Raw genomic sequence first — 25042 nt, forward strand, 5'->3', positions numbered from 1 at the left:
TCTTAGGGCCGCAGATTCGGCGGCATCCCGCGGATCGACGATCGCCTGTGCGCTATCCGGTGGCTCGACCAGCAACACACGCCTCCTATCCTGCCCCCAAATGAACCTTTCTGATCAAAGGGGGTTCCTCGAGGTTTTGAAGGAGGCATTAGGAGACGAAGCTATCGGCCTGATCCCAGAACTAGACAACGCCACTGTTTGGCAGTGGGCCCGAAGAGCGGGCGCTGCTGAAGCTATCGCCCCGTTTGGTCAACCGGCAGTGCGGTGGCGCCCGCCGCGCCTTCCCGTGGCCGGTTTCGCTGCGCCGCTCCGGCGGGTAGGCTTTGCCGGGCGCTCGGCGGCGACGCTTCGCCGGAGCGCGTCCATGAGATTGACGACGTTCTCACGTGACGGCTTGACTGCAGGGGCCTGGACGGGACGTTTTGCCTGTTTCCTGCGCAGGATGCGCACGAGCGCGCGGCGATAGTGATCCTCCAGCATAGCAGGATCGAACTCGGCCGACTTCGTCCGGATGATGTGCTGCGCGAGCTTCATCATTTCGGGCGGCAGCTTCATCTCCGGAATCTCGCCGAAATATTCCGATTCATTTCGGACCTCGTGCGCGAAGCGCAGCGTTACGCCGCGGAGGCCGCGGCACGTCGGCTCGAGCAGAAACGGCCGCTCGCGTGAGGACAGCACCACGCGCGCAAGGCCTACAACGGCCTCTCGGCTCATCGCATCTCGGATCACCGCAAACGGTTCCTGGCTGATCTTGTCGCGGGGCATGATGTAGTACGGCTTCTCGAAATATCGCGAGTCGATCTGTCCGGCGGGAAGGAAGCGCTCGATTTGGATTGTGCGCGTGTTCTGCGGCCGCGGGAAAGTGACGACTTCCTCCTGCTCCCCGTCTTCCTCATCAGAGTCGGCGGCGCCCTCTTTGGCGGCCTCGTCGTGAAGGCCGGCGGGAACGGTTGGGGGGCTTTCACGGAGGGGCGGGGCGGCAAGCTCCACCTCACCAGGCGCCGGGCGCTCGCGTCGCGCCCGCTCAAGGTCGCGGTCCTCGACCAGCAGAAATTCGTTCTCGCCGACCTCATAGCCGCGCGCCTTGTCGGCTGCGTCTATGGCTTGGCCGGTAACGGAGTCGATGAGTTTCTGTTTGAGGCGATGGCCTGTTCGCCGGTTGACCTGCCGGAAGGAGATCCGCTCGGCCGCCGAAATTGCGGGATAGAGCGCGACAGGACACGAGACAAAGGACAGCTTTAGATAGCCCTTCCAATAGGGTCGGGACGCCGGCACCGGAAACTCCAACGCAACAGTGGTACAAAAGCCAAGCCGGGGAGCTATGGTGCGGAGTCAACGGACATAAGGGACGGAAGTTTCAGGGCAACCTGTGTTCCACATCTCTTGCAGGATGTTCCGAACGGCCCTGCTGATGCAGCGACGACCAAGCTTCTTCCCGGCTAAGATGCCTCCCGTATTCGAGCTTATGCCGTTCGTTGAAGTCAGAATATGGGACAGCTGGTCGAGCGAGCGCGGGCCGGATCGTCGGCCCGCAGTCCGCTCAGGGTCAGTCGCGACAGTATGGCGATGTCCCGACTTCCGCGCTCGCCCTGAAAGCCGACATCCATACCAAGCTTCGGCATGTCTCAAAGGTGCCAGAACTGGAAGTCGTAAACCGTCTTCGAACACTCTCGACAGCAGGTGAGGACCTCCGTGGAGCCCGCGAGCGCGCTTGCCCCTCTTAAGGTTGGCGCCACCGTGGTTATGGTAAAAGAGCTTTCACACGCTATTCGGGGGCAGTCGCTAGACTCTTAAGGGGGGCCGTCAGGCGGCAAATGAGCCCGGTTGATCCATACGACACTTCGACGGAGCCGCTGAAATCGTCTTGTAGTACTCGAGAAATGAGGCGCGAGCCAAAGCCCACACTGGCGGGTTCCCACGCAGGTGGGCCACCAAACTCCCGCCAGACGAAAACAAACTTGGGCTCACCCTCCTGATCTTCGGATGTCCATGTAATCGCCACGTGGCCGCTCGCCACAGTCAGCGCGCCATACTTCAAAGCGTTGGTCGCAAGCTCGTGGATTGCCAAGGACAGAGCGAGGGCCTGTCGAGATTTGACGATAAGTGGAGGACCCGAGACCGTAAACCGGCCTTCATCTGTCCTATAAGGGATTAGGGCGGTGCTGATCACATCTTGGAGGGGCGCTGCAGCCCAATTTGCTGCGATAAGTAAGTCGTGCGCTCGTCCGAACGCTGCAAGCCGTCCTTGATACTTTTCGAGATCGGCTTTGCTCGATATGTCGCGAAATGTCTGAGTGGCCACGGCACTAAGTACTGTTAGAGTGTTCTTGACGCGATGCTTTAGCTCCTCATTGATGAGTTTCAGCGCTTCCCTTGCCATGTGCTCGGACGTGACATCTTTGCAGACGACAAGCACGCCGCCCACTTTGCCTTCGAAATCGATTGGACCGAAGCTATACGTCCACCAGACATCCTCGCGACGACCGTGACGCGTTACCGGTACCAGTTGGTCCTCATGCCAGGTCGCCCCTTTACCTGCCATGACGTACTCGATCTGGGGGCCAATGATGTCCCATATCTCATCCCAGCAATCGCGGCCCCGTGCTCCCAAAGCGCTTGGATGCCTTTCGGGCCCCATCGTCTCACGGTATGCATCGTTATAGAACTGGATGAGTTCCGGTCCCCACCAGATGAACATTGGGTGACGCGAGGTGAGAACGAGCCGCACGGTAACCCGAAGGCTTTGCGGCCATGTTTCTGGAGAACCGATCGACGTTTTTGACCAGTTAAATCCCCGCGTCAAAGCGCCCATCTCGCCGCCCCCCGCCAAGAAGTCGCTGACTATTTCCCCGTCCATACGCGCAACCTCACTCAGATGCTCGTGTAAAAGCTATTTCGCTGGCTTCAATCTGGGCGGCGATATCCAGTTATTGATTTGCGCCGCCGCTTCGCTTTCGCGCGCCGATCGAAGCAGCATTGCTCGTTCCTTTCCGGGGGGTAGTTTGCGCGCTGTGTCCCGCGCTTTCCGTGAAGCTTCGAGCAGACGCTCCTCAAGAGTGAGTGCGTGCTTAACGCGATTTCTTTTGATGGTCGGCTGCTCGTTCATTGATCTACCGTCCTTGTCGTAATCGCTCAGGTGCCTTCAAAGCGGCGCCGGGCTTCCGCAGTGTCCAGTCGGAGACTGGCCCAGCCTGAAACTCCCGTATCGCACGGGCCAGCTCGAGATCGCTCATGGGCTGGCTGGTAGCTTGAGCCGTCCGCTTTTGAATCCATCCTCAATGCTTTTGAAATGAGGCTCCGCCCCGGATCGGAGCTTTTGAATGCGGGTCAGCAACGGGCGGTAAGGCATAGAATGGCTTCCGTTTCGAAGACCTGCGGAGGGCTTACAGCCGCGCCGGGCCGGGATTGTCGAGGCTTGCCGCATTGCAAACGATAGAAACCCGGCAAGGGGTTCCCCGTTGTATTCCGTGGCGGTCATCCGCGCCGGATCATTTGATACGAAACAGTGAGTTTTATCGTGGAGCTTACGCACCGAATATTAGCTCGAAACCTGCGAGAACATTCCAAGCTGGTCCAAGAGGATGTCGAACAGATTGCGAAGCTGTCATATGTAGTGCGGCAATATGAACCGAACGGTGATTTGATCCGCCAAGGCGACAGACCAAACGCCGCAGCTCTCGTGCTCTCCGGAATGGTCGGGCGATACCACCTGCGGGGCAGCGGACGTCGTCAATATCTGTCCTTTCACATCATCGGCGACATGCCGGACGCACAGGGCTTATTTATCGATCAAATGGACCACACAGTATGCGCAATGGGTAGCGCCGTCGTTGCCTTCATTCCGCACGGTGACATGGTGAAGGCATTCAAGGCGCGACCTCAGCTCAGTTTCGCTGTGTGGCGAGAAACCTTGATAGATGCAGCCATTTTCCGTGAGGCCATCACAAACAACAGCTCACGACCAGTGCAGATGCGAATGGCGCATCTGTTCTGCGAACTGTTCTATCGGGCCCGTGCCTCTGGAGCGGCCGAGCAGAACCGACTCAATCTACCGCTTAACCTTATTCAACTAGGCGAGACGCTGGGAATGGCGATTGCCACGGTCAATCGCACCCTCCAACAACTGCGCACCACCGGAAGCGTGGACTTTCGCGATGGCGTGCTCACGATCAAGAACTGGGACGAGCTGGTCAAGATTGGAACGTTTGACCCTCGCTATCTTCATCTTAAAAAGGTATCGCCGCTGTAAGTGCGAGGCGCTGGTGTTCTCGCGCCATGAAGCTGTACTTGGCGGTTCCCGCAGCTTCTAAACAAACGTCACGATAATATTGAGCGGGCTCGATGGCTGCTTTGAAAGGATCAGGCAGGTTCATTTCCAACCTTGATATCCAAGCCTATCTGGCCAAACAACGTAACCTGCCGGGGCTCCAGTTCCACGAACTTATTTCCCCTTGAGCAGATGGGCCAAGTCCATCTCCAATATTCGCTGCGTCCGCTCGACGCATTCAAGAAGGTCGATTGAGGACGGCCACTTAGGACATTCGGGGGCAAATACGGATAGTACCTGGCGGCGCATGGGCACCGAACGGTATGAGCCTCCATGTCTGCTGAGGGGGTCACTTTCGGACTTCGGCGGGCGCTTTGCGAAGTCTGCTTTGCCGCGATGAACTGCCATAGTCAGGCCGCTTCGGAAGGTCCGTTAAGTGCCGATAGTGTTGCAAAAGTCCCAAAAGGCGCTGCGGCTAATTTTCCGCCAAAGAACGAAACAAGCGATAGTCGCCGATCAATGCGGCCTCGAACCCGCCACCGGAATCGCCTGTGAGTTTGGCGCATGGAGGCGTGGTCCCCCACATCATTTTTCATCGCCGCGCCTGCGGCTCGGAGAATTTGAGTCCCATCCCGCAAAAAGACTTTTGCAACAGTATCTGCCAACAGCGGACATGCTGCCATCCACTAGGAAGCGGCTGAAGCAAGGAACAAGGTTCTTCTTCACGCGGGCCCATCAGCGAAAGCTGCGCATTGTAGCCCCAGGGAAAAGCGGACGCGAACAGCTATCGCGCGCTCCGCGTTGACCCCCAAAAGTCGACGCATCACAGTTTGGGCTGACGAGTTCTTATTGAACGGGCCTCACCTCTTCAAAGCTCTGGCTGTCCTCCGCCATCCTCACGTGTCTTTGAAAGCAGCACCTGAGTTCTTTTTTAAAATCGGCTTTGACAGCGTTTCCGATCGGGCATCGAATGCTCGATGCCGCCCGCGTCTCGTGGACGGTCAACAAACCAAGTCGGGAGGAAACTATGGGTGAAATCAACCGGCGATCTGCTCTTATGCTCGGCGTCGCGACAGCGGGAACTGCTGTTGTTGCAGCCGATCCAACGGTGGCTCAGCCTTACCGGACCGATGAAGGCAAGGAGATCGCCCCGGGTGTCCGGGTAGTGGAGGTAAGCGAGCGCGAAGCGATGCACGGACGCGACTCGGTACTCCCAACCTATAAGCGAATTAAGGTCGTTGACGTGGTCTCACAACCGAAAGCAACGGAAAAGAGTGACGCCATGCAAAACGACATGATTTGCCTATGCCTCGACGGTGAAATGCGGATAGATCATCGGGATGGCCACGCGTTCACGGTCAAAAAAAACGACGTATGGACCTGTGTCAAAGGTGAGCCAGAAGACACTGAAAACATAGGCAATAGCGCCGCTATCATGCGAGTCATTAATCTGATACCTGCCTGAGGAGATTGCGAGACGGAATTTCTCCTCCACCTCGCACCCATAACGGCTCCGGCTCCAACAAACGCTCTGCTGTCCCAATCACCGGGAAGGGTCAGCTTTGGGGTCGAAAGCGACGGTTTGGCAGTCGCCAATCACTTCCGGTCTACCCCTATCAACAGACACTCTCGGATGCCGACGGCATGTTTCAAAGGTGCCACTAGCGGACTCATGCACCACAGCAATGACCGGCTTCGCGGTAAGGACGCCACACGCATCGCGTTGCGAACTTCAGCGCTTCATGGCCCCCCGATCTAGATCAGGCTGTTGACTTACGAGTGCGCAGATAAGCGAGCCGATCTCTCGGAGGACTGCTCTTCCTTTTTGCCGGTCCTGGTGTAGGCTCGGATGTGTCGGGAGGACCTGTCAGATGGATCGACGTGTCGCTGATATCCGCCGCAGTGCGTTTGAGTTCGTTCAAGACATCGAGCGTCTTTCCACCACGGGAGAGATTATGGATGCGATGGGCGCGCCTCTGAAAAAACACGGATTCGAATACCATTGCGTCAGCTTCCTTGCCACTGCGACAGAGTCTCTTGAAGATGTCCTGCTTTCCAACCGGCTACCGGAAGAGTGGCTTAAGCTCTACATCGAAAGAGACTATGTGCGCGATGATCCTGCTTTCCGCTACGCCAAGACGGTGGTTCGACCGTTCCGATGGTTCAAGGAATCTCCCTACGATCCCGAGCGAGAACCTCGCGCCGCTGAAGTGGTGCAGCGTGCGAGGGATTTTGGCATCTTGGATGGTTTCCTAATCCCGGTCGCTTCAACTGCAGGCAGGATGGGTCAAATATGGTTCGGAGGTCGGACGCTCGATCTGCCGGAGCACCAATTGTCAGCCCTGCACCTCATGGCGATCTATGCGTTTGACCGAATCCTCAAACTTCATGGCTCGCCTGCGCGGCACAAAGCAAGCCTGACGCCGCGTGAACGGGAAATCTTGACATTGGTCGCCAACGGCAAGTCAACGTGGGAGATTGGCGAGGCGCTTCACATCAGCAGCCGAACAGTCAAAGAACACATCAAGCATCTTTGTCGAAGGCTTGGTGCAGTGACCCGCACTCAAGCTGTGATGATCGCCGTTCGCGACAAGATCATTCAACCATGAAGCTGCCACGCGGAGCTGAGCATATGCGTCCGCCTTGGGTCATTTGCGTCGGTTTGGCCGGACCACGGCGACTTCCGGTCTACCCCGGTGAACGCACATTGTCAGAATAGACGGGCTTGTCTCAAAGGTGCCAAGCGCCGAACTTCACTGCTTGGGCGGTGGGCGCAATGACGAGTGATGATGGGCTATGACCCAATCATTGCCCTCTTTGACAAGAACCATTGTGAAGCGTGCGGGCTCTGGCACGAGTTTGCCCTCGCGGTTGCGCATGAAATCGTTGAAGCCGACTGCCAGTATGGTTGTGGGATTGATCACCCTCAGCTGCTTCTCCACGAACTCGACCTTGTTGCCGGTGCCGACTACCACGGTAAAGTATTGCGTGATTGCCTCGCGCCCCAACGTTAGATCTCTGCTCCTGGTGCCATGGAGGATCGCGTCATTCGCATACAGCTTAGCGACGGCAACATTATCGTTGGCGTCGTAAGCAGCTTTCCAGCGGGCAAACAAAGCATCCGTCTCCTCCTCGGGACCTGCGAACACCTGAGTTGGAGCCATCGCCAACAACGCCACCAACAAGACTCGTCCGAGTACGGTCATGGCCTCCTCCTGATACTATCAGAACGGGTTGGCTTCCGATTGAAAACTGCATTGTGTCAGTACGCAGCGTCGTAAGCAACATCGCCGGGCGACTTCCGAGGTGGGTCATTCGCGTCGGTTTGGCCGGACCACAGCGACTTCCGGTATACTCCGGTGAACGGACATTCTCAGGATAGGAGGGCATGTCTCAATGGTGCCATAACTCATCAATCTTCTCGTCGGTGCGCGGAGGGTCGTGGGAAGAGCGAGGCGATGGTGCGGCATTAGATTCGGAAGTGGCCACCCGAGCCGGCGCAAGAACCTTCTCGCCGATCACCCACACAAGTGGGATGATCCGGACTGAGCAAACAATAACGCCTGGTTGTTTTTGTGCCGCCCATTGCTCATACTGTCGACGAGCTCGCGCTCGCCATCAGCGACGATTTTGCTGGTTGCCTCCAGGTCTTCAACGTTGTGATTGCTCCCGAGTGCTTAGAAAAAATGAGCCGCTGGCCAACGAGGTTCAGCGGTTCACGCCTGAGGAGGAAACCCGGCCCGTGAGATAGGGCATCTCATACCCGCCAACGGGCAGAACCTCGCGAGGGCATGCTAGGCGAGATGATGCGAGGACGGCCCGCTGCGCGGGACGCGCCGTTTATCGTAAGACCGATATTTGATCTATGCGTTGGCTTGAATCAAAATCTCACCGCCCAGGACGGCAAGAGCGGCTGACAGCAGCCGCTCTTTTTCAAAGTCGAAACCTGTACGCCGGGTTAGGCGGTGCGCCGGATCTCTTCCATACCTTGCTTGATCTGCTTTCCGGCGTCGTCGGCCATTTTGAGCGACATGTCGGCTATCCGACGGCTGCTCTCCAGGGCGGTTTCCACGGTCTCTCGCATCATGTCACTTTGTACGGCTGCAAAGTCCTGCGGAGTTCGGCAGGTCCACAACTCGTTCATGTGGTCCATGTTCTTCTCGACTTGATGCCGAACCATCTGGAAGTACTCTCGAGACATTCCACCCATCACTTTGGCAGCAGCGGCGCCAGTGTAAAGCAGCGTTTGCGCATTGCGTGCCGACCGTTCCGTTGCCTCCGTTGCCTGTTGCACTCCTTCTCCTGACACGCCGAGCGTGCGACCAAATTGCTCAGTAGACCGTCCCATTGCCGAGGTCGCCGCTTCCAGGCCGAAGCGCCATGCGTTCTGCAACGTCTCGACGTTTTGCTTGAGCAGGTTCGCACTTGCTCGAGCCACTTCCTCCCCGGCTTCAGCCGCAGCTTGCCCGACAAGCGCCGTCTGATCGGCTGCAGCTTGTCCGATACGGGTGGTCTGCTCAGCAGCCCTCTCGGCGGCGCGGCGGGCTGCCTCTTCCATGCCTTGCGTAGCCTTGTCCTCCTGGCGTGGATTTGCCATCTTTGTTCTCCGCTGATTGCAGGTTGATGACTTGCCCCAGCTCCTTGCCGAGAACGCGATCTGGGTGAGACCGTTCCTAAGCCCGCCAGTCTTTTCCGCGATCCTCGATGTCGCTTAGGAACGACCGCTACATGTTCCGGTTATGCTGCAGAGTGGCTCTTCGGCTTGCGGAAAATCGGCTGGCTACTCACGTCGCGAGGCCCAGCAAATGCTCTCTGCTGAAATTGTCTTCGTCATCGTTGTTGGCATTTTTGTTCTAGTGATCGGGAACATCGTGTTCTCGTTCATGGCTGAACGGAACAACCCGCCCATTGGCAGTTTCATCGAGTGCGAAGGCGTGCGACTTCATTACCTCGAGCGTGGTGATCCGGTAGCGCCGAGCGTGGTCCTGCTCCATGGCAACGGCTCGATGATCCAGGATTTCGTCATCAGCGGACTCGTGGATCATCTAGCCCGCCGCAACCGGGTTCTATGCTTTGATCGGCCAGGCTTCGGATATAGCCAACGGCCACGCGCGCGCATCTGGACTGCGACATCCCAGGCGGCATTGGTCGTGAAGGCTCTTAATCAACTCGGGGTGCGCGATCCTATCGTGCTAGGCCACTCATGGGGTGCGCTGGTCGCTGTCGCCATCGGATATCAAAATGACTACCCGATCCGTGGCCTGGTGCTTGCTTCCGGTTATTACTTTCCGACTTGGCGGTGGGATTTCTGGATGATGTCAGGTCCCGCGGTACCGGTATTGGGCGATCTGGCTCGCTACACGGTAGCGCCAATTATCTCATGGGCAATTCTGCCGGCATTATTTCGCAAGCTTTTTGCGCCCCGCTCCGTTCCAGAGGACTTCAAGGATCACTTTCCAGCCTCCCTGACGCTCCGGCCGAAGCAATTGAGGGCGGCCGCGGAGGAAAGTGCGTTTCTCATTCCGGAAGCGGCGCGACTGCAGTCTCGCTATTCAAGCATTCGGTGCCCGGTCCATATTTTCCACGGAACAGGGGACCAGATTATCGAACCCGAACAGGCCAGACGTCTACACAATGTGCTCAGCCGCTCCGACCTCCACCTCGTGAATGATGCCGGGCACATGGTGACCTATGCCGATGGTGGCACCATAGCGCAGGCAGTCGACAACCTGAATGTTTGCCTCGAGCAGCCGTTCCGAATCATCTCGTCGCGGGAGGAGGACCGCAGCTAGGAGAGAGTGAAATCGTCCGCGTCTGCGAAATACTCAGGCTGTCGCGCGGTGTCCGACGAGCCGGCTGGCGCGGATCAATGGTGTGCTGTCGAACCCGATGCGTTCACCGATCAACCGAAGCTCGTCGGGCGTCTTGCGCGAGTGCTGGCCGCGGTCGCCGCAGACACGGAGGCCAAGTTCATTTTCCATCGGCTTCAGGCCGCGCTTCAGCGCACCGATGACGCTGGTCGTGATGGCCGACGAATGCCAGTCCATTCCCATCACGGCGCCGAACGACTGGAACCAGAACGGATGCGACAGCCGTCTCAAAAACTCGTCGCGGCCATAGTGATGCACGATGGCTTGCGTGATGATAGCGCCGAGCGAAGACATGCGCGTCACCAGCCATGGCGGGACGCGCCCGCCATGCAGGGGTAGGTCGGCGCTGCCGGTACGTCTTAGCATTCGATCCTAATGAGCCTGAACAGAGCGCCAGTCTATCAGAGCTGAAAGTCGGCGTTGCTAGGTCTTTCGATCAGCCATCGTGCGAAAGGTGATGGAGTGACGCGGCGCCTCCACGGCGGGAATGCTGTGTTCCCAAACGCGTCGGGATTCGCCCGATATCATGTAGAGCGAGCGCGGCGCGGCCTCAAGCGTATAGCGCTGCCATTTTTCGCCGACGGCGCGCCGAAAACGGAACTTGCACGGCGATCCAAGCGACAGGCCGAATATCCGGTCGAAATGCGGCTTGTCGCGGTGCCAGCCGATCCCGACGCCGGCGTCATATTCGGTGCAGAGCACCTGCGCGATCCGCGTCGAGGGTCCGCCATGGGCCTCAACCTTTTCGATCAGTGGGCCAAGCCAAAGGGGGATCGGCTCGGCCGGCTGCAACCGCTGCAGCGTATAATCATAGCGGAACCCGAACGACGCCACCCGGCGCTTGCCTTCAAAGGCGCCGAACTGAAACGGTTGCAGTGGCAGGGCCGAGACATGGCCGATGAGCTCGTGCTCAAGCGCCGGCGAAATAAATTCCGGCACATACTGAAGCCCGTCCGGCACGGCCGTAGCTTGCGGGAAAAGGGCGAGCTGCTCGGTCAAGCCAGCGTCCTCAAATGGGGGGTTGCGCATAGCCCGAATATGGGGACCGAAGCGACCAGATCAAACGACAACAGAGGCACGAGACGGCACTCGCAGCTCCGCCGGTTACCACTTTTCCCTGCCAACGGGAGGAACTTTGCTAGTTGCGGCCGATTGTCGATTGAGAAAAGGGGGCGGGACGTAAGGAGGAAGCCATGCACGGTCTTATCTATCTTGTTGGCTTGATTGTTGTGATTCTGGCGATTCTGTCCTTCTTCGGCCTTCGTTAACGTCAAGGAGATGTCGATGGAAAACGTCACGACGACGGCGCGAAGCGATATCGCGCCGCGCTTCCTGCAATGGTCGCCGATCGTGCTCGGCGCGTTTGCGGCAACTGCGCTCTCCTCGGTGTTGCTGACATTTGCGGTCACGATCGGCCTCGGCGTTACGTCGACGGCGCCAACATGGCGCGATGCGTCTGCGGCGCTTGCGATCCTGTCGGGTCTCTATTTGATCATCCAGGCCGTGGTTAGCTTTGGCCTTGGTGGCTACATCGCCGGACATACCCGTACCTCGACCGGCCCGGCTGCCGTGGAGGAAACAGAATACGTTGACGGCGCCCATGGCCTGGGCACTTGGGCGCTCGCCGTGGTCATGGGGGCCATCCTCGCCGCCCTGATCGGCGCGGCCACCACCAATCGCACGTCATCAATGCGCGGTCCGGCGCAGGCCAGCGCGGCCGAGCCGGTGCTGAGCTATGAACTCGACCGGCTGTTTCGGGCCGGCCGCCGTGCACCCAATGTCGACTTCAGCGCCGAGCGCGCCGAAGCTGGCCGTATCCTTCTCACCACCTCAAGTCATAGCGGCTTGAGCGCGGACGACCGCACCTATCTCATTCAGCAGGTCGGCGCGCTCACGGGACTTGCCGCGCCCGATGCCGAGCGAAGGGTCGACAGTGTCATTGCCAACGCCAAGACAGCCATTGCACGGTCGCGGCGCAGCACCGTCATCCTCGCTTTTTCGGTCGCGACCGCGATCCTGCTCGGCGCCGTAGCCGCCTGGGCCGCCGCGTGCGCCGGCGGACGGCATCGCGACGGCGCGCCCCTGCCGGAGTGGATGGAGCGGTCGAAGGCGCTCGATCGACGGCGGCAGACGGTGCTGCCGTAGCGCCGTCTCTTCTCCCTCTCCCCGCTCTTGCGAGGAGAGGGCGAGGTGAGGGGCGGCTTCTGCAGACTCAAATGGCAGTCGAAGTCACGCCCCAAGGCGCATGAAAGACAGCGATAGCATTGACGTTAGGTGGTCGCGGTGTTTGCTGGCGGCAAAGTTTCAGGGTGTTTTCATCTCGCCGAATACTGAATTTTCAACGAAGCGGGTGCGAGTCCGTTACGGGTCTTGGTTGCGTAAAAACGTCCTAGCGGAAGCATGGACGCGTCGCGAGTTTGGCGCCATGGCGGGCGCAATCATTTTGCCGAGTTTGGTGGCTTTTTCGATTAGGCCGCGCGCCTAATGCGGATATGAGCGTCTTGGGCGGTTCTTCGCGGGCAGACGAATGCATATCTGCGACGATTATGCCCTCATCGCCGCCATGAGCGGTTTGATACCGATGATATTCATGACGCGCGTGAGATTGTAAGCCAGCACATGAAGCGCCATCTCGGCTGCAACCCGTGGCAGCGTCTTCATCAAGAAGTGAGTTGCTCCCATCCGGGCCTTGATGGTGCCGAAGGGATGCTCGACCGTCTCGCGCCACTGACGCATCTTCTCCGGATGCTCGTCGAGTCGACGCTGAACGGTTTCGAGAAGGTGTTCATGCTCCCATCGGGTGATTCTCCGCTCCTTGCCGGTGGTGCAGCTCTGCTTGATGGCGCAGCGCTGGCAGGCGTTGGTCGAGTAGCGACGCAGGACCAATTCGTTTTCTTCGGTCGTGAAGGAGTAGGCGAGCCGCTCTCCCGCCGGACAAATGTAAACATCCTCCTCGAGGATGTAGCGGAAGTCCTGCTTGCCGAAGCGCAGTTCTGTCTTTGAGTTCGAAGTCATCGGCTTTGGCCGCGTGACCGTGATGCCAGCTTCCTCGCACGCCAAGATTTGTCCGCTGCTGTAGTAGCCGCGATCGGCGACGACATCGAGGCTCGTGGCTGCCAGCGTCGTTTTCGTCTCTTTGGCCACGTTGGCGAGTTGCGACCGGTCGGTGCCGACGTTGGTCACCTCATGCGTGACGATTAGATGATGCTTGGTGTCCACGGCGACCTGGACGTTGTAGCCTACGACGCCAGAGCCTCGGCCGCTCGTCGCCATCGAGCGGGAGTCAGGATCGGTCAGCGATATCTGCTGGTCGGGCGAGGTGAGTATCTGTTTCTCGATCGCTGCGAGGCGCTGCATTCACTTTCGAGTTTCGCGAGCTTCTCCTTGAGCCGCGCCGTCTTGAGCGCGAGCGTCTCGGATGGCTCCTGTCGATCGGCCGTATCGAGTTGATCGAGATACCGCGCAACGCTCTCTTCAAGCTGGGCCCGGCGCCGCTCCACCTTCGCGCGGGTGAAGTTCCGATCGCGGTTGTTCACGGCTTTAAATTTGCTGCCGTCGATGGCCACGCTGGCTCTCGTCAGCAGGCCCATCTCGCGGCAGAGCTCGACGAAGCGTGCACACACCTTGCGGATCGCACGGCCATTGTCCTTGCGGAAATCCGCAATCGTCTTGTGATCGGGGAACGAGCCGGCCCGTAAGCCACATCACCTCAACGTTGCGCTCGGCGTCACGCTCGAGCCGACGGCTTGACTGAACCCGGTTGAGATGGGCGTAGATATAGAGCTTTAACAGCGCCGAGGGATGATACGAAGGCCGACCGGTCCTCCCGGGATCGACCCCATTGAACCCTAGCTCGGCAAGGTCGAGTGGATCGACAAAGATGTCGATCACCCGAACGGGATTATCCTTGCCAATCCAGTCTTCCAAGCATTCGGGGAACAGCGTGCTCTGCCCGCGATCCAGCCCCTCAATGAAGCGCTTCATCCGATCCCCCCGCAAATCGCGTAGGAATCATACTCCGAAAATCACTTCAATCCGCGCGTTTTCACACAGCCAGGGTCATTTGCGTCAGTTTGGCCGGACCACGGCGACTTCCGGTCTAGCCCGTTGAACGGACATTCTCAGCACGGGCGGGCATGTCTCAAAGGTGCCAGGACCGGACATCGCGATTGTCTTTCCGCATCGCCGAGCCGCATCCTATGTAATTTCCAAGGTGCATATGAGGGTTCGATTCCCTTCGCCCGTCCCACTTTTTTTCCGCAATTATAGGGCATTCAGCGTCGCGCCGTTCTGATCCAGGACGACCGGAGGGCGTACCTGTTGCGCATAGATTAGGGGTGGCCGGCGAACGGTCTGGAAGCTTATTATGCGGCCCGATGGGTCGGCGGGCTAATCCGGGAGGTATTGTGTCTCAAGAGAGGCCAGAGCAGGCCAAGCAGCCGGCAGGGCAGCTCAAAGCGGCTTTAGGCAGAACGCTCGACACACCTGACTTACGGTCCATGCTCTCCACGGCTGAGTTGCGTCGGCGGCCGTCGCGTGCTCCCGACCATGAAGCCGAGAGCAACGCCTTAATCGCCTTGGCGCAGTCGATGGCCTCGTCGCCTCAAGGTATCTTGCAGAAGCTCGCGGATACCGCCCTTACCCTGTGCCGTGCGCACTCCGCCGGGCTCAGCCTGTTGGAGGACGGCGACCAGAAGAGCAATTTTCACTGGCGCGCTATCGCCGGACAGTGGGCTTCTCACATAGACGGAGGAACACCGCGCGATTTCGGCCCGTGCGGCACGGTCCTTGACCAAAACGTCGCGATGGTATGCTCACATCCCGAACTCGACTTCCCCTATTGGACATCCATCAAGCCTGTCCTTGAGGAAGGATTGCTGATTCCCTTCTACATCAAGGGTGAGGCAGTCGGCACAATCTGGGTCGTCGCACACGACACGAGTCGTCGCTTCGACTCAGAAGACCTACGCGTGATGACCAGCCTAGGCACCTTCGCAGCGGCCGCTTATCAGACGTTGCTGTCCCAAGACGCGACGCAGCGAATTGCCTCCATCGTCGAGTCCTCCGACGATGCCATCGTTAGCAAAGATCTCAACGGCGTAATTGTTACTTGGAACAAGGGCGCGGAACGCATCTTCGGCTACACAGCCGAGGAAGTAATAGGCAAACCGATCACGATTCTAATTCCGCCGGATCGGCATGAGGAGGAGCCCGCGATTCTCGAACGTATCCGACGTGGTGAGCGCGTCGAGCACTATGAAACAGTTCGTATGCGCAAGCATGGAAGCCCGGTCCATATTTCGCTGACCATTTCGCCTATCAAGAATGCGGAAGGCAAAATCGTTGGCGCGTCGAAAATCGCCCGCGATATTACCGAGCGCAAGCGCAGCGAGGCGCAAATCACCGTTCTCGCTCGCGAAGCCGAACACCGAGCCAAGAACGTGTTGGCGACTGTGCAGGCGATCGTGAATCTTTCCGACTCCGACACACCCGAAGGTCTCAAGCACATAATAACGGGTCGCATCCAGGCGCTAGCGAACGTCCACACGTTGTTCGTGGAATCTCGCTGGACCGGAGCCGAGCTTCACAGTCTGGTCAAGGAGGAGCTTGCCGCCTACCGTCGAGACGGGAAGGGTCGCGCGCGCGTTGATGGTCCTAACGTAGTTATGCGGCCGGACATCGCTCAGACAGTTGCGGTTGCCCTGCACGAGCTTGCGACCAACGCGGCCAAATACGGGGCTCTGTCAGTAGCCGAAGGAAATGTTCAGGTCGAGTGGTGGTGCGCGTCAGATGGACGCCTCGTTCTTCGCTGGACCGAGGCGGGTGGCCCGCCGGTCAAGCCACCGATGCGTCATGGCTTCGGCACGCGCGTGATGGACAGCATGATCCGAGGCCAACTGAAGGGTGAGATGCGCTTCGACTGGCGCGCCGAAGGACTCGTGTGCGAAATCGCTCTTCCGACGTGAGGCAGAGCACCCAGCTCCTCTGTCCTCGCCGACGGACGAGCGAGCGGAGCCACGCGATGCCGACTTATCCGGGATGATAGGCCATAAGTTTCGTTGATGAAGCTCCGGCAGCCTGATGACCGGTCATTTCCGGAACTAAGTGGGCGGGCACGCTATGTCCGCTTTACCCCCCATGAGCCGACATCTTCGGATCGGGCGCTTACGTCCGCACGGGATCAAACCCAGAGTTCTGGCGCACCGATCAAAGGGGCCGCTCTAGCGGCCCGCGACGAGTGCACGCGCGTGGTAATGTTGCTTGCGGTGGCCGCAGGGGGCCAGTGTCTTATCAACCAGCTCATCTAGGTGCCGCTGAGGTAGGGGCGGCTACATGATCATGCAGACCGACACGTGCGAGGTCATGCCTTTTAGGTACAAGCTTTCCGACGAAAGTGGCTGAGCAAGGTGGCGCTGGCACCAATCCCTCATTGATCTGCTGATCGACCTCTAGGTGGTGTGGGCTCTAGGGATTCTCTTTTAATACCACCAGAAGCGGCTCCCGTCCTTGCGGACGCGCCATCCTTCCTCGCCGCCGCCCGTGCCGTGGGCAATCGCATCTTCCATTTTCCGGCTCAAACGCGCTTGCCCGTCGCCATCGGCAAAGATGCGGCCCAGTGACTTGCCGAGCATCTCGGGTTCGCTCCAGCCCAAAATGCAGCCTGCCCCGCTGTTCCAGCTGGTGACGATGCCTCGTTGGTCTGTGCTGATGACCGCCGTGTCAGTCGCGCCGTTGACGATCTGACGTCACTGGGCGGCGGTGATTTCACCGGGCGCGCTCGCAAGTCGTCAACTTCGATCATCGATGCTCCTGACATCTGCGGATGCTCACCCCGAACGGCAAAGACGCCGACCACCGATGCTCTGGACGAACTCGACCCGATCAAGGCCGGCGTCGATTGCTCGACGTTATTTGACGGCCCCCGACGGCTATAGAATTAACCCTTTGCCAACGCAGCGCGCCCGCGCCGAGTTCCCCTCGCAGTGGGCGGGATCATCTCAACCATCTCCTGCCAGTGGCGCGGATGGTCAAGGGAACAAGCAACGCTCCGTGTTTCAGCCGGTGCTGTTTGGGGCATTTGGGATTATCTCGATCTCGCAACTCATCGCAGGGTCCTACACGGTCGAGACCTCAAATTGTACGGTCCCGCACTGCCGTTCATGATTGCCGGCATATGGATCGGCTTCAAACTCTACGGAACGATCAACGACGAAATGTTTCGCAAGGGTTGACGGCCGGCGGAAGGTCGAGCGGCTCTGTGACGCCCAGCAGCGACTCCGGGTGTGCCTTAGGACATTAGGCTGTGGAGATCCGCGGCCAAACTGCAGCAATCCGGGTGCGGCCTAGCGCGGGCCGAAGGGACGGCGCAGGAACGTCTTTGCATTCTACTCGTTGGCCTCGGGTCGGCACCGACGTAAGCAGGACGACGTCCGCCGAACAAATGGAGCTTGATTGTGTCCGCAGTGCGTGATGCTTTCACCTGTGGACGGGGCCATTTCGGTGGCCCCGCACGCCCCGGGATTGGACCCACTTCGGCATTTCAGAACGGCGCAGCCTGGGTCGCTCGGGTTCTTGTCCCAGCGATCGAACAAGGCAATGCGGAGCTTGAGCCGGAGCGCGTGGCCTTCCGGCTAGACCTCAACCTTGACCCGCATTCGACAAACCACGCGCACGCCGACTTTTGGCTTGCCGAGCTCGACGGGCGGCGCGCGCAAGGCCTCCGGTACTACATCAATGTCATCGGCGGGGATTCGGTGTGGCTATACAAGCCGGGCGAGCCTGGAAGGGCATTCGGGTCGGTTGCAGAGTGCGGCGCGGACCTGGTCTGGGACCTGCTCCGCGGCGCAGCGGGAGAATTTGGAGCGCAGATCGGTCGATAGAGGGACGCTAGGTCACTCTGGACACCCCAAACACGAAGGGTGCACGAGCACTTAAGGGCTATGGAGGTAAGATCCAAAAAACCAGGACGCCTCAAGGATGCGCTCGAGCGCAGCCAGCGTGACCTCGAGGATTTCTTTGAGAACGGCGCTGTTGGGCTACACTGGGTCGCCTCGGACGGTTCCATCCTCCGTGTCAATCAGGCAGAACTCGACCTTCTCGGGTACTCACGCGAGGAATACGTCGGCCGCCATATCGCGGAATTCCACGTCGATAAGTCCGTGATCGGCGACATTCTCGCTCGCCTAGCCCGGGGTGAAAAGCTCGACAAGTATGGAGCGAGGCTCAAGGCGAAGGACGGCTCGATCAAGCACGTGCTGATCAGCTCCAACGTGCATTTCCGCGATGGCCAGTTCATCAACACCCGCTGCTTTACCCTCGACGTCACCGACCTGAAGAAAGCGGAAACCGCGCTGCGCGAAAGCGAGCAGCGCCTGCGTGCAACGCATGAGCGCGCCTTTGCGGGGATTGCTGAAGTCGATCTCCAGGGTCGGTTTCTCAGGGCTAACTCCCGGTTTTGCGAAATCACGAATTATTCAGCCGACGAGTTGCTGAACTGCAGCTTTGGCTCGATTACCCATCCCGAGGATGTTGGCCCGGATATGGACCATTTCGCAGCCCTTGTCTCCGGCCGGGCCGACACGTACCAGACCGAGAAACGATTCCTCAGAAAAGAAGGGACAACAATCTGGGTGGCCGTCTCCGCCTCGATCGTGCGGGATGATCACGGCCAGCCGCTTTACGGCATCCGCGTCGTGCAAGACATCACCGAACTCAAACGCGCGCAGGCCCGTCAGAAACTGCTGCTCGACGAATTGAACCACCGCGTGAAGAACATGCTGGCGACGGTCCAATCCGTGGCTATGCAGACCCGGCGCAGGGCAACCGATCTCAATGGCTTTTCGCAGGCGTTCGAAGGGCGGCTCATGGCACTCAATCGCGCGCATGAACTGCTGACGCGGGAAATCGGGACTGGCGTATTGTTGCGTGACCTGATCCTCGAGACCGTGGCACCCTATGAAGATGCGGCAGGAGAGCGCTTCCGCCTGAGAGGCCCTGAGATCCGGCTCGGTTCTGAGGTGGCGGTAACGCTGGCCATGGCGTTGCAGGAGCTCACCACCAACGCCGCGAAATACGGCGCACTCTGCACCCCTCAAGGATGCATCAGCATAGAGTGGCGGAGCCCCTCACCCGACTCTATGACGATTGACTGGGCGGAAACGGGTGGGCCGCCCGTCGTAAAGCCCACGCGGCGAGGGTTCGGCTCGGACCTCATCGAAAGAGGACTGGCGCGGCAGTTTGGCGGCACGGCGATCCTCGATTTCAACACGGCAGGAGTGCGCTGCCACATCGCATGCATGCTGCCGCAACGCGGCGATGGCATCCCGTGACATCGCCCTGCAGGGCACCATGCCGACGGTTGCTTCCGACGCGAGCACGCCCGAGAGTTGCCCGGTCGCTCGCTGGCACCGAGGGCTCGAGCAGTCGCGACGGGCGCGCAAGAAGATGGTGATACGGTTCAGGCACTGGGAGTGCATCCTGAGGCTCGGTCGGCTTCGACTACGCGGCCCGCAAGGCGCCCAGGACGATTTTGTTCTAACCGACAACGATCAAAATCTGCGACGACTCGCATCGCTGTCGCCCGACCACGACCTACTCACGTTCTGTGCATCGCGTACGTTGTAGTTGCGTAAGGAGCGTCCGGCGGTTCAAAGCCGGCCGCTCTTTGTGAAATGGCTAACCCTCATCGACGGCAGTCGACTTTTGCAACAAATCAACATAACCGACTTCCCCATAGTCGGCTGCCGGTGCAGCTCTCAGTGCAAGACGTCAGCGATTGAAGATCAGATTCGGGGTCATCGTTGCGGAGTTGTCATCCTGAAAGCCAATTGCAGCGCATAGCTGCCGAACAGGATGACTGCCAACAAGCAGTAGACAAGATAAGAAGGCCGTCCGGGCTTGTGACCGCTCATTTCGCTGGATCCCTATCTTGGCGACCGACCGCTCAGCTCTTTGTCGCCGTCTTTGAGAGTTCAGCTTCTACGCCCGCTGCGCAGGCTCTGGCGAATGAATAGTCCATACTCGTGGAGGCAACAGTCTTCACGTACTCGCCGATGACATTGTCCTTTGAATATGAGCCCGCCGCCTTGAACTTGGCGACGGCGCCGTCAGCCGCCGTGAACTGCGCGACGCACAATGGGACCAGGACAGACATCCGACCGCTGCTCTCTGCCATTGCGCTCATGGTTCTGGCAGTGCTGCTGGTGATCCAGCCGCCCCACATAAATCCGATCGAGATCGCCGCAACAGCGCCGAAGGCGGTACCTTGGAGGAAGCGGGTCCGTGCCTCGCCCTGCAGAATTTCAGGTATTCTCATGATGGTCTCCTTTGTTTGCGCACACAAGCGCGTTCGCGGCCGCAGACGCCGCTTGCACAGCGCTTGGCAAAAGCATCTAACCTATGAGATTACGCCTTCCGATGGCGCTCTACCTGCCGCTACGACGACGAGCCGCGCCTTCGGACGTCGCCGGTTCATGGACAGCTTCAAGGTGGCCAACTAGTGAAACGGTAGACAGTTGTCCTGATGCTGTACAGCACGTTCTTGGTCGCCGGCCAGAAGGTCGCAGTGCCATCGTCTCTGGCGGGCGATCTCAGCCGTGCTCGCAGCTATCAGCGGCGTGGTCCCGATGATGTTTAACGTCGGCTTGGCCGGGCCACGGCGACTTCCGGTCTACCCCGGCGATCGGACATTCTCACAATAGGCGGGTGCCGATTGTGTTGCAAAAGTCGTTTGCCGAAGGTGTCAAAAATTCTGAGGGCCGCAGGCGCGATTTTCGTGTAGAGATCTGAGGGACCTCATCGCCTCACGCTAAACTCATAGGCGACTTCGCTAACGCGATTGAGGTTATCCGAATCGTCGATCGCCTCGCGTTTTAAGGTTTCACCAAAAATTCGGACTGATGCAACTTTCGAGTTTTGCAACAGTATCGGCCACAAGCAGATACCGTGTTCGATAGCGGCGGAAGGCGACATCACGGATTGCTCGGGTAACGGCGAGTCGCTAGTTGGAGGACCTAGCCAGAAGCGTCTGAGCCGCCCCGCTGCACCAACTCGAGGGTGATGCCCTCGGGACCCTCGAAGAGCCGTAGCTTTCGGCTGATGTAGTCCATTTCGTCGCTCAGCATGGTTACGCCGTTGGCCACGAGGTGCGCGGTGACGGCCTCAATGTCGTCGACGCGGAACGCGAGGTGATTGAAGCCCCGTTTTCTCAGATTTGTCGGGTGCGCACCCGGATCGGTCCCTGGGATCGGCTCAAACTCAAGCAGCTGGATCTCGAAAGGATAAGCCGCTCCTTCAAGTGCGAGGGTGATATGCTGCGCTTTCATGCCCGGCATGCCCATGTACCGGGCGGGAAGGCCACCGTCGATCGTCGCGACGTGATCTTTTCTGAAGCCAAGTAGCGCGAAGAACTCGATCGCCGCGTCGGCGTCTGCCACCGCGATAGTAACATGATCCGGATTGAGTATCATATTGTTACTCCCTGTAATCCACGCGTGCGCTCGGCCGCGCGGCCATACGTCTGCGGGTGAGCTGCCAGCAACCGGCCCTCCCGCTCTTGCAAGGCTACCAGCTCGCTCCGTCGCACGGTAGGCGGGTTGGCCTGCGGCGAAGTCTGCTTCGGGTCAATCGCTACAGGTCCTTTGCCGCCGAGCCCGATGCGAAGTCCGCTTTGACCCAAAAACTGACCTGATTCTAACACCTAATCCGGTGGCGACCTGCCTGCTGCGCAAGCTCCACTACCGGCGACCCCGCTCCCAATCGATTACCTCGTGCGACAGGATGAGGCTTCATTCACCCTGGCGCTCGTCCAGAGCAGCGGCGTACCAAAGGCTATCCAATCCTTCTTCGATCGCCCAGCCGACGTTCGTCCCGCGTGATCTAAGCTTGTCGAGACGCTCGAGGTAGATCATACGCTGGGCAGGAGCTAGGCTTGATACGATTTCGAGAGACCGTTTGTACATGCGGATCAAAGCAGCAAAATAGCCTTCATCTTCCATGCTGTAGGATTCTAGAAGCCGAATGCCTCCTCGCAATAAAATATCGACAATTCCGCTATTCCATCCGAGCGCCCGACGGCTTTCTTGTAATCCGCAATCGCCTTCTTGGCTTTCGAAACCGATACCGACTGGCCTTTCATTAGGTCCGGGGATATCCATCTCGAAATACTCGCCTTGAAGGGCTGGAGTTGATCATGGCCCAAGCTCAAGCGGGCGTGCAAGAATGCCTGGTTGTCTTTGCTCGCAGTGTAGAGGTCTTGCACTAGTCCCCGAAGGCCCGCGCGATCGAAATCTAGGAGCGCGGCCTTAACGTCGCTCCAAGTTGGTGACGCATTCTCGCTACGGACCACGGCCACGAACCCTTCAAAGATGGTGAACGAGCTTCTCGGCGGCTAAAGATACACGACTTACGCAAAAGGAGCAGATTGGCCGGGTCAAGGATGCCTAACCAGTGGCACATGCTCTCTTCCTGTAACCAAGGAGTATGACCATGCAGAATCAGTGAAAGCTGCCCTGACGCCTGATAAACGGCTGCCCTGGAACAAGGGAAAGCTGACAGGGGCAAAGCCACCGCTGCGACCCAAACACGTCTGGTCAATCCGGACGAAACTCCAGATCGAAGGCCGCACTCGCGACCTCGCCATGTTCAATCTGGCGATAGACAGTAAGCTTCGCGGCTGTGATGTCGTCGCCATCCGATTCGAGGATGTCGCTGCCGCCGGGTACACGGCGGATCGCGCAACGGTCTGACAAAAAGAAAACCGGGCGACCTGTCAGATCTGAATTGAGTGAGCAGACCCGCCAGGCCGTCGATGACTATCTAAAGGCCGCCAACAAAAAAACGGGGGACTTCTTGTTCACGGGCCGTCGTGGTCCAGATCGCAACATGACAACGCGCCAATATGCGCGGCTCGTCTCCGATTGGATTGGAAGCGTCGGGCTGGACCCGAGGCTGTTTGGGACGCATTCGTTGCGACGCACAAAGGCTACCCTGATCTATCGGCGGACGGGCAATCTCAGGGCCGTCCAACTCTTGCTCGGGCATACCAAGATCGAAAGCACGGTCCGATATCTCGGCATTGAGGTGGATGACGCCCTCGGAATAGCGGAACAAGTTGACGTCTGAAATACCCGGGCAGAGTGGACGTGCTCTGCCCGGCCCTTAACCGCCGCTTTGTGCCAATAACAGAAGTGGCGGTTACCCGGAAGTCGGCTAGCCTGTATTGAGCAGTTGGGACACCGCCGTAACCAATTGCGCTGGAGCAAACGGTTTTTTCAGCAAAATGCTGTTGGGCACTCCCTGCGACGCCCAATCGTCGGCGGCAGCGCCCGTCATGTAGACGATGGGAAATGCAGGATCGATTTGCCTGACAAGGCGCGCAATCTCCCAACCTTTCATCGGCCCTTTGAGGTTGACGTCAGTTACGAGCGCCGAATACTTGACCACGCCACTTTCGATCATCGCCACGGCTTCCTGGCCGGAAGCGACCGTCGTCAGGTCGAAGCCGCCCTCCTTCAAGGCGTCATGAACGATTTCCTGCAATGATTCTTCGTCCTCGACCACGAGCGCGCAGACACAAATAAAGGCGGTTCCACGACCTAACGCGATGGGGGCGAAATGTTCAAAAGTGAACATAATGGACCGTCAGCGGCCCCAACTTCCCAGCTTGTTAAGAGCCAGCTTGGAAATCTCCGCCGGGTCTTCAATCCCCAATCGGCCAACCGCAATGATCTTCTCGGCGACAAGCTGCGTGATGGGGTCGCTGCGATCCTTTAAACCCAGCGCCCGTAAAGTCTGTTCGTAAGCCGTCACTAGACGTTCAATTTCCTCCGGCCCGAACACAGTGTTTTCTAACAGCCTGTATATAGCCATGGCTTACGACAACGCGCGGCGGCGGCATGGCGCGGTAACTTTTCTGCTGCGCGTCGAAACAATTTCTGAAATTTGCGAGGAACTTAAGCTGGTGCGACGCAACGGAAAGACGTCGCTCATCCGGCATCGCGCACTACAAACCCCTCTGTCCGCAAAGTGCCAATATCGGAAATACCGGACGCGACGTTGCGGCGTAGGCAGAAGCAGCGGAACTATTCTGGCGTTCAATCCGACAGAACGAGGAACGTATGGATGCGAGCGCACGGGATGTGAGGCAAAGGCGTTGCAGCGTTCCATGCAGACGAGGCGCTAAGTATCGCGCGGGCTTTGGCAGAGAATTCGACGAGCCAATTGCTCTGCCGAACGGGCGCGATTGCCCCCATGACTTAGGCAACGCCGCAAATGCGTTTTTGAGTTGCGCCGGCCTTAGCCACCGGACCGATGCAAAAACGGATCCACGGCTTCAGCTAACAGGGTAGCCAATTGGGCGGCGGCAGGCGTGGACTGCTTTTCGGGCGGCAGCGAGCCGACAGAATGGACCGCCACTCCAGCACCAGCGGCAACGGCAACTATCGCAATTGCAGCAAGATATTCGATCCTCATGGCGATGGTCCTCCATCAGCCCCACGGACTAACCGGACACTCTCTGAAATGGTTCCAGAGCGCATCTGATCTTGTCTGCAATCGCGGCCGTTGCTCTCCTCACTGCAGCAAGCACAATGCCGCGGTTCTAACGGCGTCACGGTCTGAAATCAGGGAACGAAAGCTCCGGTCAAGACTTTAGTAGCTCGAGACCGTCGCTCGCCGTTAACTACATGGCGCATGTCGCGGATAGCCAAAGGCTCCTACTGCAGGGCCCGCTGTTCTTAAAAACAAGCACTCGCGCAGATAGCCAAAAGCGGCGGTCTCCGGTTCCGTTCAGAATTACCGGCCGTGCTCGCAAGCGGGAGAGCTGCGGGAGGGATGGACGCCAATGCTTGCGCTTTCTTACCCGAACGAGGCTTCGTTATGCGCAACCGCATTGACATAGACTCCA

The 25042-nt window shown here is 58.8% G+C and carries 20 protein-coding genes, 1 tRNA gene and 3 pseudogenes; 9 read left to right on the forward strand and 15 right to left on the reverse strand.

The annotated features are described in order from the left end of the window. Positions 1–249 precede the first annotated feature (249 nt). The 3 genes from ku to CP49_RS46715 form a co-directional block, all read right to left on the reverse strand. Positions 250–1275, reverse strand: coding sequence for a non-homologous end joining protein Ku (gene ku / locus CP49_RS21750; RefSeq protein ID WP_197423177.1), 1026 nt, complete (start codon positions 1273–1275; stop codon positions 250–252). Between the two features lie 490 nt (positions 1276–1765). Beyond that, on the reverse strand, positions 1766–2857 hold the full coding sequence (locus CP49_RS21755) for a sensor histidine kinase (RefSeq protein WP_057852244.1): 1092 nt from the start codon (positions 2855–2857) through the stop codon (positions 1766–1768). Positions 2858–2890: 33 nt separating this feature from the next. Next, positions 2891–3106: a hypothetical protein gene (locus CP49_RS46715; RefSeq protein WP_082646152.1), complete on the reverse strand. Its 216-nt coding sequence runs from the start codon at positions 3104–3106 to the stop codon at positions 2891–2893. A gap of 411 nt (positions 3107–3517) precedes the next feature. Between CP49_RS46715 and CP49_RS21760 the strand changes: the two genes are divergently transcribed. The 3 genes from CP49_RS21760 (at position 3518) to CP49_RS21770 (ending at position 6876) form a co-directional block, all read left to right on the forward strand. Beyond that, on the forward strand, positions 3518–4249 hold the full coding sequence (locus CP49_RS21760) for a Crp/Fnr family transcriptional regulator (RefSeq protein ID WP_057852277.1): 732 nt from the start codon (positions 3518–3520) through the stop codon (positions 4247–4249). A 1045-nt stretch (positions 4250–5294) separates the two neighbouring features. Beyond that, complete coding sequence (locus CP49_RS21765; RefSeq protein WP_063791738.1) at positions 5295–5732, forward strand: hypothetical protein; 438 nt, start codon at positions 5295–5297, stop codon at positions 5730–5732. Between the two features lie 406 nt (positions 5733–6138). Next, the gene (locus CP49_RS21770; RefSeq protein ID WP_057852246.1) at positions 6139–6876 is read left to right on the forward strand and encodes a LuxR family transcriptional regulator; all 738 of its coding nucleotides are present in this window, start codon (positions 6139–6141) and stop codon (positions 6874–6876) included. Positions 6877–7020: 144 nt separating this feature from the next. Here the strand turns inward: CP49_RS21770 and CP49_RS21775 are convergent, their stop codons facing one another. Both CP49_RS21775 and phaP read right to left on the reverse strand, forming a co-directional pair. Then, entirely contained in the window at positions 7021–7473 is a 453-nt protein-coding gene (locus CP49_RS21775) for an SgcJ/EcaC family oxidoreductase (protein ID WP_057852247.1), read from the reverse strand. Positions 7474–8225: 752 nt separating this feature from the next. Further along, positions 8226–8864: a phasin family protein gene (gene phaP, locus CP49_RS21780; protein ID WP_057852248.1), complete on the reverse strand. Its 639-nt coding sequence runs from the start codon at positions 8862–8864 to the stop codon at positions 8226–8228. A gap of 208 nt (positions 8865–9072) precedes the next feature. Here phaP and CP49_RS21785 point away from each other — a divergent pair, with 208 nt between their 5' ends. Continuing rightward, positions 9073–10059 (forward strand): alpha/beta fold hydrolase, encoded by a 987-nt coding sequence (locus tag CP49_RS21785; protein WP_057852249.1) that lies wholly within the window; start codon positions 9073–9075, stop codon positions 10057–10059. Positions 10060–10113: 54 nt separating this feature from the next. Here CP49_RS21785 and CP49_RS21790 read toward each other — a convergent pair. Together CP49_RS21790 and CP49_RS21795 are read right to left on the reverse strand one after the other, a co-directional pair. After that, positions 10114–10503, reverse strand: a pseudogene (locus tag CP49_RS21790) (DUF763 domain-containing protein); the annotation flags it as partial. Positions 10504–10560: 57 nt separating this feature from the next. Next, complete coding sequence (locus CP49_RS21795) at positions 10561–11136, reverse strand: alpha-ketoglutarate-dependent dioxygenase AlkB (protein WP_245310799.1); 576 nt, start codon at positions 11134–11136, stop codon at positions 10561–10563. A gap of 279 nt (positions 11137–11415) precedes the next feature. On the opposite strand from CP49_RS21795, the gene CP49_RS21800 reads away from it, so the two are divergent. Next, positions 11416–12282, forward strand: coding sequence for a hypothetical protein (locus CP49_RS21800; RefSeq protein WP_057852252.1), 867 nt, complete (start codon positions 11416–11418; stop codon positions 12280–12282). A 399-nt stretch (positions 12283–12681) separates the two neighbouring features. Here CP49_RS21800 and CP49_RS21805 read toward each other — a convergent pair. Then, positions 12682–14121: pseudogene (locus CP49_RS21805) on the reverse strand (IS1182 family transposase). 146 nt (positions 14122–14267) lie between these two features. Between CP49_RS21805 and CP49_RS44915 the strand changes: the two are divergent. Beyond that, positions 14268–14386, forward strand: a tRNA-OTHER gene (locus CP49_RS44915). Positions 14387–14543: 157 nt separating this feature from the next. Then, positions 14544–16103 (forward strand): PAS domain S-box protein, encoded by a 1560-nt coding sequence (locus CP49_RS21810; protein ID WP_197423178.1) that lies wholly within the window; start codon positions 14544–14546, stop codon positions 16101–16103. Between the two features lie 513 nt (positions 16104–16616). Here the strand turns inward: CP49_RS21810 and CP49_RS43070 are convergent. Next, on the reverse strand, positions 16617–16877 hold the full coding sequence (locus CP49_RS43070; protein ID WP_276326848.1) for a PAS domain-containing protein: 261 nt from the start codon (positions 16875–16877) through the stop codon (positions 16617–16619). 1200 nt (positions 16878–18077) lie between these two features. On the opposite strand from CP49_RS43070, the gene CP49_RS21820 reads away from it, so the two are divergent. Next, positions 18078–19466 carry a PAS domain S-box protein gene (locus CP49_RS21820; RefSeq protein ID WP_057852255.1) on the forward strand — a complete coding sequence of 463 codons (1389 nt, stop codon included), beginning with the start codon at positions 18078–18080 and terminating at the stop codon, positions 19464–19466. A 614-nt stretch (positions 19467–20080) separates the two neighbouring features. Here CP49_RS21820 and CP49_RS21830 read toward each other — a convergent pair. The 3 genes from CP49_RS21830 to CP49_RS21840 all read right to left on the reverse strand — a co-directional run bounded on the left by CP49_RS21830 (position 20081) and on the right by CP49_RS21840 (position 22292). Further along, positions 20081–20452, reverse strand: coding sequence for a hypothetical protein (locus tag CP49_RS21830; RefSeq protein WP_057852257.1), 372 nt, complete (start codon positions 20450–20452; stop codon positions 20081–20083). A gap of 697 nt (positions 20453–21149) precedes the next feature. Next, positions 21150–21605, reverse strand: a complete 456-nt coding sequence (locus tag CP49_RS21835; RefSeq protein WP_057852258.1) for a VOC family protein — start codon at positions 21603–21605, stop codon at positions 21150–21152. A 318-nt stretch (positions 21606–21923) separates the two neighbouring features. Next, positions 21924–22292, reverse strand: a complete 369-nt coding sequence (locus CP49_RS21840) for a hypothetical protein (protein WP_197423179.1) — start codon at positions 22290–22292, stop codon at positions 21924–21926. 483 nt (positions 22293–22775) lie between these two features. On the opposite strand from CP49_RS21840, the pseudogene CP49_RS21845 reads away from it, so the two are divergent. Then, positions 22776–23259: pseudogene (locus CP49_RS21845) on the forward strand (tyrosine-type recombinase/integrase). An 87-nt stretch (positions 23260–23346) separates the two neighbouring features. On the opposite strand, the gene CP49_RS21850 reads toward CP49_RS21845, so the two are convergent. The 3 genes from CP49_RS21850 to CP49_RS44920 form a co-directional block, all read right to left on the reverse strand. Then, complete coding sequence (locus CP49_RS21850) at positions 23347–23769, reverse strand: response regulator (RefSeq protein WP_245310800.1); 423 nt, start codon at positions 23767–23769, stop codon at positions 23347–23349. A gap of 9 nt (positions 23770–23778) precedes the next feature. After that, the gene (locus tag CP49_RS21855) at positions 23779–23976 is read right to left on the reverse strand and encodes a hypothetical protein (RefSeq protein WP_245310801.1); all 198 of its coding nucleotides are present in this window, start codon (positions 23974–23976) and stop codon (positions 23779–23781) included. 456 nt (positions 23977–24432) lie between these two features. Next, positions 24433–24609 carry a hypothetical protein gene (locus CP49_RS44920; RefSeq protein ID WP_156438573.1) on the reverse strand — a complete coding sequence of 59 codons (177 nt, stop codon included), beginning with the start codon at positions 24607–24609 and terminating at the stop codon, positions 24433–24435. Positions 24610–25042 lie beyond the last annotated feature (433 nt).

Origin of the sequence: Bradyrhizobium valentinum, from assembly GCF_001440405.1 — a bacterium.
GTDB lineage: Bacteria > Pseudomonadota > Alphaproteobacteria > Rhizobiales > Xanthobacteraceae > Bradyrhizobium > Bradyrhizobium valentinum.

What these genes read in the sequence shown, in the direction of transcription:
- CP49_RS21755 (WP_057852244.1), bottom strand. Translation starts at nt 2,857, where the DNA reads ATGGACGGGGAAATAGTCAGCGACTTCTTGGCGGGGGGCGGCGAGATG.
- CP49_RS46715 (WP_082646152.1), bottom strand. Translation starts at nt 3,106, where the DNA reads ATGAACGAGCAGCCGACCATCAAAAGAAATCGCGTTAAGCACGCACTC.
- CP49_RS21765 (WP_063791738.1), top strand. Translation starts at nt 5,295, where the DNA reads ATGGGTGAAATCAACCGGCGATCTGCTCTTATGCTCGGCGTCGCGACA.
- CP49_RS21770 (WP_057852246.1), top strand. Translation starts at nt 6,139, where the DNA reads ATGGATCGACGTGTCGCTGATATCCGCCGCAGTGCGTTTGAGTTCGTT.
- CP49_RS21775 (WP_057852247.1), bottom strand. Translation starts at nt 7,473, where the DNA reads ATGACCGTACTCGGACGAGTCTTGTTGGTGGCGTTGTTGGCGATGGCT.
- phaP (WP_057852248.1), bottom strand. Translation starts at nt 8,864, where the DNA reads ATGGCAAATCCACGCCAGGAGGACAAGGCTACGCAAGGCATGGAAGAG.
- CP49_RS21785 (WP_057852249.1), top strand. Translation starts at nt 9,073, where the DNA reads ATGCTCTCTGCTGAAATTGTCTTCGTCATCGTTGTTGGCATTTTTGTT.
- CP49_RS21800 (WP_057852252.1), top strand. Translation starts at nt 11,416, where the DNA reads ATGTCGATGGAAAACGTCACGACGACGGCGCGAAGCGATATCGCGCCG.
- CP49_RS21820 (WP_057852255.1), top strand. Translation starts at nt 18,078, where the DNA reads ATGGAGGTAAGATCCAAAAAACCAGGACGCCTCAAGGATGCGCTCGAG.
- CP49_RS21830 (WP_057852257.1), bottom strand. Translation starts at nt 20,452, where the DNA reads ATGAGAATACCTGAAATTCTGCAGGGCGAGGCACGGACCCGCTTCCTC.
- CP49_RS21835 (WP_057852258.1), bottom strand. Translation starts at nt 21,605, where the DNA reads ATGATACTCAATCCGGATCATGTTACTATCGCGGTGGCAGACGCCGAC.
- CP49_RS21840 (WP_197423179.1), bottom strand. Translation starts at nt 22,292, where the DNA reads ATGGATATCCCCGGACCTAATGAAAGGCCAGTCGGTATCGGTTTCGAA.
- CP49_RS21850 (WP_245310800.1), bottom strand. Translation starts at nt 23,769, where the DNA reads ATGTTCACTTTTGAACATTTCGCCCCCATCGCGTTAGGTCGTGGAACC.
- CP49_RS44920 (WP_156438573.1), bottom strand. Translation starts at nt 24,609, where the DNA reads ATGAGGATCGAATATCTTGCTGCAATTGCGATAGTTGCCGTTGCCGCT.